14 protein-coding genes are annotated in these 14,187 nt (G+C 66.1%); 9 read left to right on the top strand and 5 right to left on the bottom strand.

All coding sequences use genetic code 11. The features are described from left to right. Positions 1 to 9 precede the first annotated feature (9 nt). Complete coding sequence (locus KI609_RS05070) at positions 10 to 627, bottom strand: ParA family protein (protein ID WP_226447757.1); 618 nt, start codon at positions 625 to 627, stop codon at positions 10 to 12. A gap of 108 nt (positions 628 to 735) precedes the next feature. Beyond that, positions 736 to 1,374, bottom strand: a complete 639-nt coding sequence (locus KI609_RS05065) for a LysE family translocator (protein ID WP_226447755.1) — start codon at positions 1,372 to 1,374, stop codon at positions 736 to 738. Between the two features lie 264 nt (positions 1,375 to 1,638). On the opposite strand from KI609_RS05065, the gene kefC reads away from it, so the two are divergent. From kefC to KI609_RS05025, 8 genes are all read left to right on the top strand, one after another. Continuing rightward, a complete protein-coding gene (kefC, locus tag KI609_RS05060) occupies positions 1,639 to 3,546 on the top strand; it encodes a glutathione-regulated potassium-efflux system protein KefC (RefSeq protein ID WP_226447752.1) in 1,908 nt (635 codons plus the stop codon). A gap of 426 nt (positions 3,547 to 3,972) precedes the next feature. Further along, positions 3,973 to 6,156, top strand: a complete 2,184-nt coding sequence (locus tag KI609_RS05055) for a TonB-dependent siderophore receptor (protein ID WP_413463372.1) — start codon at positions 3,973 to 3,975, stop codon at positions 6,154 to 6,156. A 34-nt stretch (positions 6,157 to 6,190) separates the two neighbouring features. Then, on the top strand, positions 6,191 to 7,336 hold the full coding sequence (locus tag KI609_RS05050; RefSeq protein WP_226447750.1) for a PepSY-associated TM helix domain-containing protein: 1,146 nt from the start codon (positions 6,191 to 6,193) through the stop codon (positions 7,334 to 7,336). Between the two features lie 59 nt (positions 7,337 to 7,395). Next, on the top strand, positions 7,396 to 8,250 hold the full coding sequence (locus KI609_RS05045) for a hypothetical protein (RefSeq protein WP_226447748.1): 855 nt from the start codon (positions 7,396 to 7,398) through the stop codon (positions 8,248 to 8,250). After that, complete coding sequence (locus KI609_RS05040; protein WP_226447746.1) at positions 8,247 to 8,618, top strand: hypothetical protein; 372 nt, start codon at positions 8,247 to 8,249, stop codon at positions 8,616 to 8,618. Before KI609_RS05045 ends, KI609_RS05040 begins: the two co-directional genes overlap by 4 nt. Before the next feature lie 147 nt (positions 8,619 to 8,765). Continuing rightward, complete coding sequence (locus KI609_RS05035) at positions 8,766 to 9,410, top strand: trimeric intracellular cation channel family protein (protein WP_226447744.1); 645 nt, start codon at positions 8,766 to 8,768, stop codon at positions 9,408 to 9,410. Between the two features lie 118 nt (positions 9,411 to 9,528). Continuing rightward, the gene (locus tag KI609_RS05030) at positions 9,529 to 10,218 is read left to right on the top strand and encodes a transglutaminase-like domain-containing protein (protein WP_226447742.1); all 690 of its coding nucleotides are present in this window, start codon (positions 9,529 to 9,531) and stop codon (positions 10,216 to 10,218) included. Then, positions 10,218 to 10,679, top strand: a complete 462-nt coding sequence (locus tag KI609_RS05025) for a PaaI family thioesterase (RefSeq protein ID WP_226447740.1) — start codon at positions 10,218 to 10,220, stop codon at positions 10,677 to 10,679. The genes KI609_RS05030 and KI609_RS05025 overlap by 1 nt, the downstream gene beginning before the upstream one ends. Positions 10,680 to 11,035: 356 nt before the next feature. Here KI609_RS05025 and KI609_RS05020 read toward each other — a convergent pair whose 3' ends face one another. Further along, positions 11,036 to 11,920, bottom strand: a complete 885-nt coding sequence (locus tag KI609_RS05020; RefSeq protein ID WP_226447738.1) for a LysR family transcriptional regulator — start codon at positions 11,918 to 11,920, stop codon at positions 11,036 to 11,038. A 132-nt stretch (positions 11,921 to 12,052) separates the two neighbouring features. Between KI609_RS05020 and KI609_RS05015 the strand changes: the two genes are divergently transcribed. After that, entirely contained in the window at positions 12,053 to 12,655 is a 603-nt protein-coding gene (locus KI609_RS05015; RefSeq protein ID WP_226447736.1) for a short chain dehydrogenase, read from the top strand. 99 nt (positions 12,656 to 12,754) lie between these two features. Here KI609_RS05015 and KI609_RS05010 read toward each other — a convergent pair whose 3' ends face one another. After that, positions 12,755 to 13,753: a Bug family tripartite tricarboxylate transporter substrate binding protein gene (locus KI609_RS05010; RefSeq protein ID WP_226447734.1), complete on the bottom strand. Its 999-nt coding sequence runs from the start codon at positions 13,751 to 13,753 to the stop codon at positions 12,755 to 12,757. A 137-nt stretch (positions 13,754 to 13,890) separates the two neighbouring features. Further along, positions 13,891 to 14,175 carry a muconolactone Delta-isomerase gene (catC, locus tag KI609_RS05005; RefSeq protein ID WP_226447732.1) on the bottom strand — a complete coding sequence of 95 codons (285 nt, stop codon included), beginning with the start codon at positions 14,173 to 14,175 and terminating at the stop codon, positions 13,891 to 13,893. Positions 14,176 to 14,187: the final 12 nt, after the last annotated feature.

Here is a 14,187-nt window from a genome sequence, read left to right as displayed (position 1 = left end):
AGCGACCTGTCAGGCGTTGAGCCATGCACAGATCCCCTGCCATTGCTCCAGATCGCGCGCCACACGGCCCGGCGCCACATCGAACAGTGTGAGGCCGTGCGCCGCCAGGTGGATGTAGTTCTGCGTATCGCGCAGATACCCCAGCACCGGAAACCCCAGGCTGTCCACAAAGTGGTGCAACTGCTCGGCAGCCTTGGTGCGCACGTCCACGCGCATGCCCACGATGCCCACCTGCACGCCTGCCGCATGGCGGTGTTCGGCCAACTGGTCCAGAAAGGCGCGCGTGGCAAAGATGTCGAACACGCTGGGCTGCAGCGGCACGATGATCTTGTCGGCGAGCTTGAGCACGTCGTTCAAGCGCCAGCCGTGCAGGCCTGCGGGTGTATCGAGCACCGCATGCGTGGTGCCCTTGGGCGGGCGGCTGATCAGGTCCGAGCTGGCATCCCAGGCGCCGATGGGGCGCGCTGCCGGCGGACGCAGCCCCAGCCAGAGCCTGGCGGACTCCTGCCGATCGGTGTCGCCCAGGATCACGGGATGCCCCTGGCTGGCGTAATACCCCGCGATGTTGGTGGACAGCGTGGACTTGCCCACGCCGCCCTTCGGATTGGCGACAACAACGACTGGCATGACAACCTCCTTGGAATCTGCGCGTCTATGCAAATACAAGCAAAATCAGGCTCTAGCACTTTATGGATAAGCGCCACCAGCTATCAAAATCAAAGCATTTTCACGGCATCAGGCATGCTGCCCGCCGCGTTTCACGAAAAACAGCCCGGCACCCACCGCCATCAGCAAACCGCCAAAGACGCGGTTTTGCGCCTGCACCGCTTTTGCGCTGCGCATGAGGCGGCGCAGCGCGCTGGCACCAAAAGCGTAGCCATGCATCACCACCACGTCCACCGTCACCGTGGTGGCGGCCATCACCAGCAGTTGCGTCCACAGCGGGCGGTTATCGGTCATGAACTGGGGCAACACGGCCACCATGAAGATGATGCCCTTGGGGTTGGTGGCATTGGTCAGAAACCCCGTGAGGCAGCGCTTTTGCCAAGGGCCGGGGGGCGTGGCCTCGTCGCCATGCATCGGCGATGCAGCCCCGGCACGCCACTGGCTGAAACCGACATAGATCAGATAGCAGGCGCCCAGCACCTTCACCACGCTGAAAGCCACCTCGGAAGCCAGCAGGAGCGAGCCCACCCCCGCGCCCGCGATGACCAGAATCAGCAACAGCCCCAGTTGCAGACCCAGGATGGTGGCGCCGGTCTTGCGCACCCCATAAGAAAGGCCATGGCTCATCGACAACACGGCGCCAGAGCCTGGCGACACCGCGATCAGGCACGACGCCGCAAAAAAAGCCAGCCAGGTATGCAAATCCATGGGGTACACCGCCACAAGCCAAGAGGGGCTGAATCTTAGCAACGCCCGATGGTGCCAGCCAAAACATCCGCAGAAATGGCCGCCAGCGCCTAACAATCATGCCTTGCAAGCTATTCAATAAATAGCATGCATCACTCACCAACGCCATGCTTGGCCCAAGACATCGCCGCAGTGCCAAAATCCGTAGGCCCCGTCGGTTTTCAGTTCCATCGCAGCGCCCCGCCTGCACCGTTTGACGTCCACACCTGATTGCACCCATCTCCCATGGCACACGCCCCCACCTGGCTCACCTACGGTTTTCTGTACCTCACGGCCGCCGTGCTGGCCGTGCCTATCGCCAAGGCGCTGGGCCTGGGCGCCATCATTGGCTACCTCGCGGCGGGCATCGCCATCGGGCCCTGGGGGCTGGGCCTGGTCAGCAACGTGCAGGACATCCTGCACTTTGCCGAGTTCGGTGTGGTGCTCATGCTCTTTCTGGTGGGGCTGGAGCTGCAACCGAGCCGCCTGTGGGCGCTGCGCCGCCCCATCTTCGGCACCGGCACCGCGCAGGTGCTGGGCTGCGCGGCCGTGCTGTTTGCGCTGGGCGCCCTCGCCGGCCTGCCCTGGCGCGTGAGCCTGGTGGGCGCTCTGGGCCTGGCGCTGTCTTCCACGGCGATTGCGCTGCAGTCGCTGGCCGAGCGCAACCTCATGCGCACGCAAAGCGGGCAGGCGGGTTTCTCCATCCTGCTGTTCCAGGACGTGGCGGCCATCCCCATTCTGGCGATGCTGCCCGTGCTGGGCGCAGCCGCTGGCGAAGGTGCAGGCCACACGCCGAGCGAGATGGTGCTGGAGGTGCTCAAGATCGTCGGCGTGATCGCCGCCATCATCCTGGGCGGGCGCCTGCTGCTGCGCCCCGTGCTGCGCTGGATCGCCAAGAGCAAAACACCCGAAGTCTTCACCGCCGCCGCCCTGCTGCTGGTGGTGGGCATTGCCTATCTGATGGTGATCGTTGGGCTGTCGATGGCGTTGGGTGCCTTTTTGGCCGGTGTGCTGCTGGCCGACAGCGAATACCGGCGCGAACTGGAGGCCGACATCGAGCCCTTCAAGGGCCTGCTGCTGGGGCTGTTCTTCATCGCCGTGGGCATGAGCATCGACTTCGGGGTGATCCTGCGCTCCCCCGGCCTCATGGCCGCCATCCTGGTCGGTTTTTTGGCGGCCAAGGCCATCGTCATCTACGCGTTGGCCCGGCTCGTCAACATCCCCTACCAGGAGCGCCCGGTGTTCACGCTGCTGCTGGCCCAGGGCGGCGAGTTTGCGTTTGTGGTGTTCCAGGCTGCCGCCGGTGCCAGCGTGTTCCCGGCAGAGACGGCCTCGCTGCTCATCGGCGCCGTGGCGCTGTCGATGCTGATCAGCCCGCTGCTGCTGGTGCTGCTGGACCGCGTGCTGCTGCGCCGCTACGCCCGCCTCAAGATCACGCCCCAGGCCGAAGAAATCTCCGAGCCGCAAGAGGCGCCCATCATCATCGCGGGCTTCGGCCGCTACGGGCAGATCGTCTCGCGCGTGCTGCTGGCCGAGGGCATCCACACCACCGTGCTGGACCACAGCGTGGACATGCTGGAGGTGGCGCGCACCTTTGGCTACCGCGTTTTTTATGGCGACGCCACGCGGCTGGACCTGCTGCGCATCGCGGGCGCCGAGCGCGCCCGCATCCTGGTCGTGGCGGTGGACGACCCCGAGCAGTCCCTCAAGATCGCCAAGCTGGCCCGCGAGCACTTCCCGCACCTGCAGATCGTGGCCCGCGCGCGCGACATCACCCACTGGAACAAGCTGCGCGACCTGGGCGTGACCCTGGTGCAGCGCGAGCTGTTCGAGTCCAGCCTCAAAAGCGCCCACACCGTGCTGGAGCTGATGGGCCTGTCGGCCGCCGAAGCCACCACCTTCACCGACCGCTTCCGCAAACACAACATCGCCCTGGCCGACCGCATGTACCCGCACCACAAAGACCAGGCGAAATACATCGCCGTGGCCCGCGAAGGCCGCAGCCAGCTGGCCGAGCAGATGGCCAAGGAGCGGCAGGAGCACGCGGCGATCTCAGCGGCGGACGTGCCGTATCCGGGGTATGGAGGCACGGAAGGCACTGAGGGGAGCGATAGGAGCGCCAGCACCCAGGATTTGAACAAAAAGCAGCCGTAGCGCTTGTCTATAAAGCGCAAGATGCTATTCATTTAATAGTAAATCAGACATCCAGGACGGTGCGGACAGGTTTCGGATAAGGCATCCAGGGGAAACCCTGCTCCTGAACCTTGCTCACGAAAGTGGCGCGCAAATCGCTTTCGCGCCATTTGTTTGGCGCGATTTCTTTTCGGGACAAACACAGTGTCCCCTCGGTGGAGGCCCGCGGGCATCCAGCACACCATGCCTACGCCACCATCAGCCACACCAACAACCCGCACAGCGCAAACCACACCCGGCCGCAAGTTTTCGCTGCCCGCCTCAATCGTCACACATCAAACGATAACTATTCGCATTACAATGCTGCACTAACTGCCAGCCAACGTCCCCTTGCAACGTGAGCCAGCGCCCCCGCGTTTGTTGACCGCTCACCTTCATCGGGACCCCATGCCTTCTCTGCCCCTGCGCTTAGCGCACGCCCCGCGCTTCTCGTTGTCTGCGCGCCCGCTCTTGTCATCGGCCCGCCAGGCCACCCTCTTCGCCCTGACCCCGCTGGCCCTATGCCTCGCGCAAGCCGCCATGGCGCAGCAGGCCAGCGCACCGGCAGCAGACGCGGCAACGACAGCCCCCCAGCTCCAGGAAGTCCGCATCAACGCCAGCACCGAAAATGACATGGGCTTTGCCCCGGTGGAGGCGCAAACCGCCAGCAAGGCGCCCATGCGGCGGCTGGAGACGCCGCAGTCCATCAGCGTGGTCACGCGCGAGCAGATGGAGTCGCGGCAGATCACCAACGTGCAGCAGGCGCTGCAGACGGTGGCGGGGGTGAGCCCGGTCAACTTCGGGCGCCGGGGGTTTGATGACCTGAACATTCGGGGCTTTCGCTCTACCGAATCCATCCTGGTCGATGGCCTGGTGCAAAGCCCGGGCATGTGGGCCAAGCTGCAGCCTTATGGGTATGAGCGGTTTGAGGTGCTCAAGGGCTCGGCCTCGGTGCTCTACGGCCAGGTGCAGCCGGGCGGCATTGTCAATGCGGTGAGCAAGCGGCCCAAGAAAGAGGCGCTGAGCGAAGTGGGCGTGGAGGTGGGCAGCTTTGGCCAGCGCACGCTGCAGGCCGACATCAACCGGCCACTGTCTGAATCGGGCAAGACGGCGCTGCGCATCAATGCGCAGGTCTCCAACGCCGACGACCCCACGCAGTTGGTCTACCGCAAGGACCGCTGGTTTGCGCCGTCGCTCTCCATCGACCTGGGCGCACAGACCGACCTGGTACTGTTTGCCACCTACAGCCAGAGCGAGTGGATGCGCCAGCAGGGCATCACGCCCTATGGCACGCTGCTGCCCAACCGCAATGGCACGTTGCCCGTCACCCTGTTCACGGGCGACCCCAGCTTTGGGGTGTATGACGTGGAGAGCACCACGGTGGGTTACGCGCTGGAGCATCGCCTGTCGGATGCCATGACCTTCCGCCAGAACGTGCGCTACCAGACCGAGAAGGGCACGGGCAACTTTGTCTCCAACCAGGCGCTGCAGGCCAACCAGCGGTTGCAAAACCGCCAGGCGACACGCCAGTACCTGGACTACGACCTGCTGGCCACCGACACCTCGCTGCTGTCGCGCTTTGAGGCGCTGGGCGTCAAGCACCAGTTGGTGACGGGGCTGGACGTGCGCTCTGGCCACTCCTACCAGGCGCAGCGCCGCTGCACCATTGGTGCGCTGGACCTGTTCAACCCGGTCTATGGCATGGCCGCTACCTGCCCCACCAACCTCACGAGCGATGCCCCCGAAAAGCTCACTGTGATGGGCCTCTATGCGCAAGACCAGATCAAGTTCGGCCAGGGCTGGACGGCCCTGGTGGGCCTGCGCAGCGACTGGTCCACCAACGACATCGATGACCGGGTGGCCAACACACAAACCCGCCAGAAGGACAGCGCCACCACGCTGTCGGCCGGGCTGGTGTATGAGTTCAAGCCGGGCTGGTCGGCCTATGGCAGCTATGGCGAGTCGTTCTTGCCCACCTCGGGCCTCAGCTTCGCGGGTACGCCTTTCGTGCCCGAGACGGGCAAGCAGTGGGAGGCGGGCGTGAAGTACGAGGCGCCCGGCGGCCAGATCACTGGCGCGCTCGCCGTCTTTGACCTGGTGCGCCAGAACGTGACCACGTCCGACCCGGTGAACACGGGCTTCAGCGTGCAGACCGGCGAGCAGCGCGCACGCGGGCTGGAGCTGGAACTGGGCGCGGACCTGAAGAACGGCTGGAAGATCACGAGCGCCTACACCTACACACAGACCGAGGTCACGCGCGACAACAACGCGGCGATTGTGGGCAAGCCGCTCAACCTCACGCCGCGCCACACGCTCACGGCCTGGGCCACCTACAAGCTGCCGCAGTATCCGCGCGTGACGCTGGGCATGGGTGGGCGGTATGTGAGCGAGCAGATCGGCTCGTACCCCTTCACGCTGCCGTCGTACGTTGTGGCCGATGCGTCCATCAGCTATGTGGGCGAGAACTACCGCATCACAGCCGGTGTGAAGAACCTGTTCGACAAGGCGTACTACGACGGCGCGATCAACGCCAATGTGGTCTCGCCCGCGCTGCCGCGCAACTTCAGCGTGGGGCTGACGTACTTCTTCTGATCCTGCCGCGACCGACTCTGCCCGCAAGCCACCCATGACCAGCCAGCGCACACTCAACCGCCTTTTTGTCCTGCACTCCTGGGCCGGCATCGTCACCGGGCTCTTGCTGTTCATCGTGTGCTTCTCGGGCGCGGTGGTGGTGTTCAAGAACGAGATCGACCTGTGGGCCAACCCGTCGCTGGCGCAGTTGCCGCGCTCTGAACAACCTGCCTCGCTCGACGTGGTGCTGGCCCAGTTGCAGGCACGCTACCCCGGCGCCACGGTGGAGACCATCGCGCTGCCCGATGCCATCAACCCGAGCTACTTCGCGTTTGTGCGCGAGCGTGGAGCCCCGGCCCACACGCGCACCAAGGTGGCCTTGCGCTCGGACACCGGCGCAGTGGTGGGCCCGGTGGACAGCCAGCTCGGCCAATACCTGCGCATGCTGCATGTGTTTTTGTTCTTCGGGCCGCGGTGGATCGTGGGCTTTCTGGGCGCGGCCATGCTGGTGCTCATCATCACGGGCATCGTCATCCATCGCAAGATCCTGGCCGAGCTGTTCACCCAGCGCTGGGGCCGCAGCTTTCGCGTGGTGATGTCGGACCTGCACAAGTCCGCAGGCATCTGGGGGTTGGGGTTTCATATCCTGATCGCCACCACGGGTGCGTGGATGGGCCTGGCGCCGCTGTTCGAGCAGGGCTACAAGTACACCACCTCCCCTGCCGGGGTCACCACCCCCAAGCTGTCGCGCAAGGCCGAGGCCGCCGAGCCCGCCCCCATGCAATCGCTGGATGCGCTGTATGCCACCGCGCAGCAGGCCGTGCCGGGGCTGGAGGCGCGTTATGTGTCCCTGCGCCGCTGGGGCACGGGCACCGCCGAGGCGGGCTTCACCGGCAACCTGCGCGGCCACCTGGCCAGCACTGCGCGGGTGGACATCAATGCGGCCACCGGCGTGCCCCAAAAGGTGCACGACCCGCGCACGGCGGGCTTCTGGTCGCTGGTCAACGGGCTCATGGAGCCGCTGCACTTTGGCGACTTTGGCGGGCTGGCGCTCAAGTGGCTGTATTTCCTTTTGGGCATGACGCCCGCGTTTTTGTCGATCTCGGGCACGCTGATCTGGCTGGATGCGCGCCAGCAGCGCCGACGCGATGCCGGGGCCGTGCAGGGCACATCGGCCAACGGGGTCACAGCGGCGGGTTGAGCCCCGCTGCGCTCCCGACTTTTCTTCCCTGCATTCCCGTTATCTCTCGGCGCCCCACCATGCAACGCTTCTTCCTGGCCCTGCACGCCACCACGCCGGCCGCGCTCATCGTGGCCGTGTTCGTGCATTTGTGGGGGCCATCGGGCCTGCCGTCGCTGGCGCAGCGGCCCGTGTGGGCGACGTGGGTGCTCATCGGCGTGTGGCTGCTGATGTCGGCGGCGGCCGCGTGGGCCCTGCGCACGCTGGCGCTGTGGCGCGTGGCGCTGGGTGGCGCGGGCGCCATGCTGGCCATCGCTGGCGTCGTGGGCCTGGTGCTGGGCAGCGCGCACGCTCTGGGCATGGCAGCCAGCCTGGTCGCCCTGGGGCTGGTCTTTGGGGGTATCGCGGTTTTCATCGAGCCGCAGCGGGTGCAGGCCCGTCGGCGCAAGGCCGTGCGCCACGCCGCTGTGGCCACATCGGGCACTGCAGCGCACCCTGCAGCCCCACGCCCGCGCTGGCATCCGCGCAGATGGAGCCGCTGGGTGGTGCCTGCCCACCTGCCGTTCTGGCTGAGCGGCGTGCTGGCAGTGGATTCGTTCCGCCTGGCGCATATCGTGGCCATCGAACCCGCGCGCTCGTCGGGCATGCTGGGCCTGCTGCTCGCCTTCTTCGTGGCCCTGCCCGCTGCCACCTTGCGCCACTGGGCGCCCCGCACCGCCGTGCTGCTGTGGGCGCTGGCCGCGCTGGGCTATGGCGGCCTGGCGGCCAAGGCCGGGCTGGTGCAATGGGCCGTAGCGTCTGCGCTGTGCACCGTGGCGGCGGGGGCGCCGCTGCTGCTGCGCGCGCGGCGGGCGCTGCACTGGCGGCGGGCGGGCTACGGTGCACCGCACACACCCCACCCAGGTCCACACCACCACCCGACGGAGGCCGCATGAACGAACTCTTCAGCGCCAGCGCCGCGCTGGCCTCACTCATCGCACTGACCCGCTGGGCGCGCACCGTGCCCACGCGCGCCTGGGGCGACGGCACAGCCCCCACCACGGCGGCATCCCGGCGCGCCTGGGTCGTGGTTCTGGCCACCCTCGCGCTGCAGGCCCTGGCGGCCACCGCTGCGGCCGGGCTGGCCGCAGGGCTGGCGCTGGTGGTGGCTGCATGGATGGCGCTGGGCTGGCTGCTCGTACTGGCCATGAACCAGTGGCCCGCCCCCAGCCTGCGCTGGGGCCAACGGCTGGGGGCGCTGGGCGGTGCGGGCTGTGTGCTTGCGCTGGTCGGGCAGCTTTTGCGGGCGTGGGGCGTGGCTTAGAGCCGGCGCATAGGCTTTCAGATACAAACAGGCTACAACGCTTGATTGACAAGCGCCAGTAGCTATATTTTTAATAGCAATCAGCACCACAGGCAGCGTGTTGCAATCCCCTGCCTGCCCCCACGGCGCCACGGCACAATCGCGCCCATGAACCTGCCACTCGACGCCCCCTGGATTCACACCCTGCGCCTCACCCTGGAGGTGGCCGCCACCATTGCGTTCGCACTCTCGGGCGTGATCGCGGCGGCGCGCAAGCGGCTCGATGCCGTGGGCGTGTGTGTGGTGGCCTTCGTGGCCGCCTTTGGTGGCGGCACGCTGCGCGACCTGCTGCTGGACCAGCGGCCTTTCTTCTGGATCCGCCACACCGAATTCGTCTGGGGCATTCTGGCGCTGTGCATCGGCGCCATGCTGTTCATGCGCCAGCGGCACTTTGAGCCCACCGAACGCGCCATGCTGCTGCCCGACGCGATCGGCCTGGGCCTGTTTGCGGCCGTGGGGGTGGACATCTCCATCGCCCTTGGCATGCCGCCGCTCATCAGCGTGATGATGGGCGTGACCACCGGCGTGTTTGGCGGCGTGCTGCGCGACGTGCTGTGCAACGAGGTGCCCCAGGCCTTCAGCGACCACCGCCCTTATACGCTGTGCGCGTTTGCCGGCGGCTGGGCCGCCGTGGCCCTGCGCTACCTGCAGGCGCCGGACTGGGCGCCGCTCGTGGCCTGCGTGCTGCTCACGGCCGGGCTGCGCGGGCTGGCACTGTGGCGCAACTGGGAATTGCCGGCCTGGCGGGTGTGACCCACAAAACACCAGGGACAGCTGCCAGCGCGCGCTGCACGGCACACGGCCCATGGAACCACCGTGACAGCCCCGCGCGGCGGGAGCCTGCACACTGGCCGCAAGGAGCCTTCGAACCATGACCCAGGACCACCCCACGCCCGCCCACCTGCGCGCCACGGCCCTCATTGACAGCGACGCACCTGCCGTCCAGGCCTTTGCCGCTGAACACGCGCGCGGCACCACCGACCGCGAACGCGCCGTGGCCCTGTACCTGGCCGTGCGCGACGGCTTTCGCTACGACCCCTACCGCATCGACCTGTCGCCCCAGGGCATGACCGCCAGCACCGTGCTGGCCAACGGCTACGGCTGGTGCGTGCCCAAGGCCGCGCTGCTCACGGCCGTGTGCCGTGCGGCGGGCATCCCGGCGCGCATAGGCTTTGCCGACGTGCGCAACCACCTGAGCACTGAGCGCATGCGCGAGACCATGAAGACCGACCTCTTCATCTGGCACGGCTACACCGACATCTGGCTGGACGGCCAATGGCGCAAGGCCACCCCCGCCTTCAACATCGAGCTGTGCGAGCGCTTTGGCCTGCTGCCGCTGGAGTTCGACGGCGAGAATGATTCCATCTACCACCCGTTCGACAAGTCAGGCGCACGCCACATGGAATACGTGCAACAGCGCGGCGCGTTTGACGACTTGCCCCTCGCGCAGATCGTGGCCGACTTTCGCACGGTGTATGGCGGCTGGCTGCAGGGCGACGCCACCCGCAGCAGCCTGCAGGACGCCAGTTTTGCCAACGACATTGAAAAGGAAGCCCGCTGATGACGCACGCCCCCGAGAACGCCACCACTGCCCCCATCCCCGCAGGTTTTGCGCCCCTGAAGGCCGGAGGCCCCTACATCCAGCACAACGGCCCGCTGTATGTGCTGCACCAGGGCAACGTGGTGAAGTTCGGCTTTCGCGTGGAGCGGCGCCACACCAACCCCATGGGCAATCTGCACGGCGGCATGATGGCCACGTTCTGCGACATGCTGGTGCCGCTGTCGGTGCACCGCAAAAGCGACCAAGTGTCGAACCGCTTCTTGCCCACCATCAGCCTGCAGATCGACTACCTGGCCCCTGCCCCGCTGGGCGCCTGGGTGGAGGGCGAGGCCGAGCCGCTGCGCATCACGCGCTCCCTAGTATTTGCGCAGGGCCTGGTCACCGCCGACGGCGTGCCCTGTGCGCGGGTGAGCGGGGTGTTCAAAATCGGGCCTGCAGTGCCGCCAGCTGCGGTGGAGTAGCCTTCCTGGCTTGCAATAATTGAGTGATGGACAACTTCACGATCGCGCTTCTGATAGCCGCAGCTTGCGTCTTTGTCGCGGCCTCAATGTGGCGCCGCAACAGGAGCGAGAAGTGGAACGCATCGTACAGGTGCTACCAATGTGGCGCGTCGCTGCGCGGGGGGTCGAAGACCGTTCGCCTCCGGATGTCGGAGACGGGCCCGGCCGAGGTAGTCGACTTTTGCCATCGCTGCGCGCGGCATAGAGTCCTGTGGGGCTGGCTTGTGACCATCCTTGTGGCTCTCTCCATTGCGCTGGGATGGTACGTGGCTTCTCACTGAAAGCGTCCGGCACCCGACACGCGCATGCGGTCGAGCCTACTCCCCCAGCGCCCCCACCACAAACTCGACAAACCGCGCCAGCTTGGGCAGTTGCCGCCGGTCGGGCGCATACACCAGATGCACCGGGCGCGGCGCAGGTAGGCAGGACTGCATCACGGGCACCAGCGCACCGCTGGCCAGGTCGTCGGCCAGGAGCACCTCGGGCTGCATGATGAGCCCCAGGCCGCGCAGCGCCGCCTGGCGCAGGCCGTCGCCCTGGTTGCAGACGAAGCGCGCGTTCTCAGGCCAGAAGAACTCTTCCTTGCCGTCGCGCAGCGTCCATTCCACCCGGCGCTGCCACACCGAGTGGCTCAGGCACTGGTGGCGGGCCAGGTCAGCCGCATGCTCGGGCCTCCCGTGGCGCTGCAGGTAGACGGGCGCAGCGGCAATCACCATGCGGTAGGGGCGCAGCGGGCGCGCCACCAGGCCCTCGTCAGACACTTTGCCGATGCGCACCGCCACGTCAAAGCCCTCGCCCGCCAGGTCCACCACGCTGTCGGTGAGCTGCAGGTCCACGCGCACCTGGTCGTGGCGCTGCAGAAAGTCGGCCACCAGCGGGGCGATCACGTGGTTGCCCAGTGTGAAAGGCGCACTCACCCGCAGCAGGCCCTGGGGCACGGCGCGGCTGCGCTCCACGGCGGATTCGGCCCAGCGCACCTGCTCCAGCACACGCTTGCTGTCTTCGTAAAACGCAGCGCCCACCTCGGTCAGGCTGTTCTGGCGCGTGCTGCGCTGGAACAGGCGCGCGCCCAGGTGGGTCTCCAGCTGCTGGATGTGCTTGCCCACCATCACGGCGGATACCTGCAGCTGGCGCGCGGCGGCGGCAAAGCTGCCCGCCTCCACCACGGCCACCATGACTTCCATGTTGCGCAGCTTGTCCATGGCAACTCCCTCAATTCCTAATTAATGGTTAGTACAAGCATAACTTGCAGGTACTTTATGCACCGATTGATTAGCAAAAGAATCGGGCTGTCAGTTCCTCATCAACCCTTTTTCACACCCAAGGAAAACACCATGTCCAAGATTCTTCTCATCGGCGCCAGCGGCACCATCGGCCAGGCCGTGCTGGCCAACCTGGGCGCACGCCACGACGTGATCACCGTGGGCCGCAGCAGCGGCACGCACCGTGCGGACTTCTCGCAGCCAGGCACGGTCGCCCAACTGTTCGAGGCCGTGGGCAAAGTGGATGCCATCGTGAGCACGGCGGGCAACCTGCACTTTGGCCCGCTGGCCGACATGACGGCCGAGCAGTTCAACGTCGGCCTGCAAGACAAGCTGCTGGGCCAAGTGCAACTGGCGCTGGTCGGCCAGAAGTATCTGAACGATGGCGGCTCCATCACGCTGACGGCGGGCATCCTGTCGATCGAGCCCATCCGCAACGGCGCCAGCGCCACGGCGGTGAACGCAGCCATCGAAGGTTTTGTGGCAGCCGCCGCCATCGAACTGCCGCGCGGCCTGCGCATCAACGCCATCAGCCCCACGGTGCTGACCGAGTCGATGGGCAGTTACGGGCCGTTCTTTCCGGGGTTCGAGCCGGTGCCCGCTGCGCGCGTGGCGCTGGCCTACCAGCGCAGCGTGGAAGGCGCGCAGACGGGGCGTGTGTACCGGGTGCAATGATCTCGTCGACCCGAATGTGAAACAAAAATAGCTGCTACCGCCCTATAAATAAGCGGTAGCAGCTATCAATTTGGTAGCTTCAACAAATCTCGGCAGCGCTTAGTCCAGGCTAGCACCCGACTCCTTGACGACCTTGCCCCACTTGATGGATTCGGCCCGGATGAAGGCGGCAAACTGCTCGGGCGTTTCGCTGTAGGTCTCGGCGCCTTGCTCGTTGATCTTCTTCTTCACCTCGGCCTGGTTCAGCACCTTGACCAGCGCAGTGTTGAGCTTGGCCAGCACCGGCGCAGGCGTGCCCGCGGGCGCGAACATGCCAAACCACGAGGTGGCTTCGTAGCCGGGTACACCGGCTTCAGCGATGGTCGGCACGTTGGGCAGCTCGGGCGAGCGCTTGGCGGTGGTCACCGCAATGGGCACCAGCTTGCCGCTGCGCACATGCTGGATGGCCGAGGGCATGTTGTCGAACATGATGCCGATCTGGTTGCCCAGCAGGTCGGTCACCGCTGGTGCGCTGCCCTTGTAGGGCACGTGCACCATGTCCACCTTGGCCAGGCTCTTGAACAGCTCGCCAGACAGGTGGATGGAACTGCCGTTACCCGACGAGCCGAAGTTGACCTTGCCCGGGTTGGCCTTGGCGTAGGCGATCAGTTCCTTCACCGTCTTGTAGGGCTGCGCCGGGTTGGCCACGAGCAGGTTGGGCACATTGGCCACGCGCGTGAGCGGTGCAAAGTCCTTGATGGGGTCGAACGGCATCTTCTTGTACAGGCTGGCATTGATGGCGTGCGTGCCCACCGTGCCCATGAAGAGCGTGTAGCCATCCGCCGGGGCCTTGGCCACCACGGTGCCGCCAATATTGCCGCCCGCACCCGCGCGGTTGTCCACGATGACGGACTGGCCCAGCTCGGTGGTCAGTGCCTGGCCGATGATGCGCGCCAGGATGTCGGTGGTGCCGCCAGCTGCGAACGGCACGACGATGGTGACGGGCTTGGTGGGGTAGCCCGCCTGCGCAAAGGCACTGGCAGGAACGGCGCCTATGGCAGCAGTGGCCAACGCGGCCAGCAATGTGCGGCGCTTGGACGGAATGTGGATCGGATTCATGTTGTCTCCTCGATGGCGGGTAGGTGAAAAGGATGGCGATGCGATGCTGCGCGGGGCTGCCGTGCAACGGGCCGCTGCGGCGTCATGCTGCGAAAAGACGCAGCCATGGCGCCAGAAGCGCTTTGGTGGCCGCTGATTTATTCCTGCACGATCGACGAAGGGTGGTTGGCCAGCGGCGTCACCTTGATCTGCATGTAGGGAAACAGCGGCAAGCCGCTGAGGATGGTGTGCAGCTCGTCGTTGCTGGCCACGTCAAAGATGCTCACGTTGGCGTATTCACCCACGACGCGCCACAGGTGGCGCCACTTGCCGTCGCGCTGCAATTGCTGCGAATACGCTTTCTCTTTGCGCTTGATCTCGTCGGCCACTTCGGGCGCCAGCGTGGACGGGATCTGCACGATCATTTCAGCCATGAACAGCATGGGCTTCTCCTT

It is taken from the genome of Acidovorax radicis (assembly GCF_020510705.1).
Classification (GTDB): Bacteria; Pseudomonadota; Gammaproteobacteria; order Burkholderiales; family Burkholderiaceae_C; genus Acidovorax; species Acidovorax radicis_A.
The sequence above is the reverse complement of the archived record's forward strand: the minus strand, read 5'-3'. Positions and strand labels throughout refer to the sequence as shown.

Excerpts from the sequence above, each read along its gene's own strand:
- KI609_RS05010 (WP_226447734.1), bottom strand. The coding sequence starts at position 13,753 with ATGAATCCGATCCACATTCCGTCCAAGCGCCGCACATTGCTGGCCGCG.
- KI609_RS05035 (WP_226447744.1), top strand. The coding sequence starts at position 8,766 with ATGAACCTGCCACTCGACGCCCCCTGGATTCACACCCTGCGCCTCACC.
- kefC (WP_226447752.1), top strand. The coding sequence starts at position 1,639 with ATGGCACACGCCCCCACCTGGCTCACCTACGGTTTTCTGTACCTCACG.
- KI609_RS05025 (WP_226447740.1), top strand. The coding sequence starts at position 10,218 with ATGACGCACGCCCCCGAGAACGCCACCACTGCCCCCATCCCCGCAGGT.
- KI609_RS05050 (WP_226447750.1), top strand. The coding sequence starts at position 6,191 with ATGACCAGCCAGCGCACACTCAACCGCCTTTTTGTCCTGCACTCCTGG.
- KI609_RS05030 (WP_226447742.1), top strand. The coding sequence starts at position 9,529 with ATGACCCAGGACCACCCCACGCCCGCCCACCTGCGCGCCACGGCCCTC.
- KI609_RS05040 (WP_226447746.1), top strand. The coding sequence starts at position 8,247 with ATGAACGAACTCTTCAGCGCCAGCGCCGCGCTGGCCTCACTCATCGCA.
- KI609_RS05070 (WP_226447757.1), bottom strand. The coding sequence starts at position 627 with ATGCCAGTCGTTGTTGTCGCCAATCCGAAGGGCGGCGTGGGCAAGTCC.
- KI609_RS05045 (WP_226447748.1), top strand. The coding sequence starts at position 7,396 with ATGCAACGCTTCTTCCTGGCCCTGCACGCCACCACGCCGGCCGCGCTC.
- KI609_RS05020 (WP_226447738.1), bottom strand. The coding sequence starts at position 11,920 with ATGGACAAGCTGCGCAACATGGAAGTCATGGTGGCCGTGGTGGAGGCG.
- KI609_RS05055 (WP_413463372.1), top strand. The coding sequence starts at position 3,973 with ATGCCTTCTCTGCCCCTGCGCTTAGCGCACGCCCCGCGCTTCTCGTTG.
- KI609_RS05015 (WP_226447736.1), top strand. The coding sequence starts at position 12,053 with ATGTCCAAGATTCTTCTCATCGGCGCCAGCGGCACCATCGGCCAGGCC.
- catC (WP_226447732.1), bottom strand. The coding sequence starts at position 14,175 with ATGCTGTTCATGGCTGAAATGATCGTGCAGATCCCGTCCACGCTGGCG.
- KI609_RS05065 (WP_226447755.1), bottom strand. The coding sequence starts at position 1,374 with ATGGATTTGCATACCTGGCTGGCTTTTTTTGCGGCGTCGTGCCTGATC.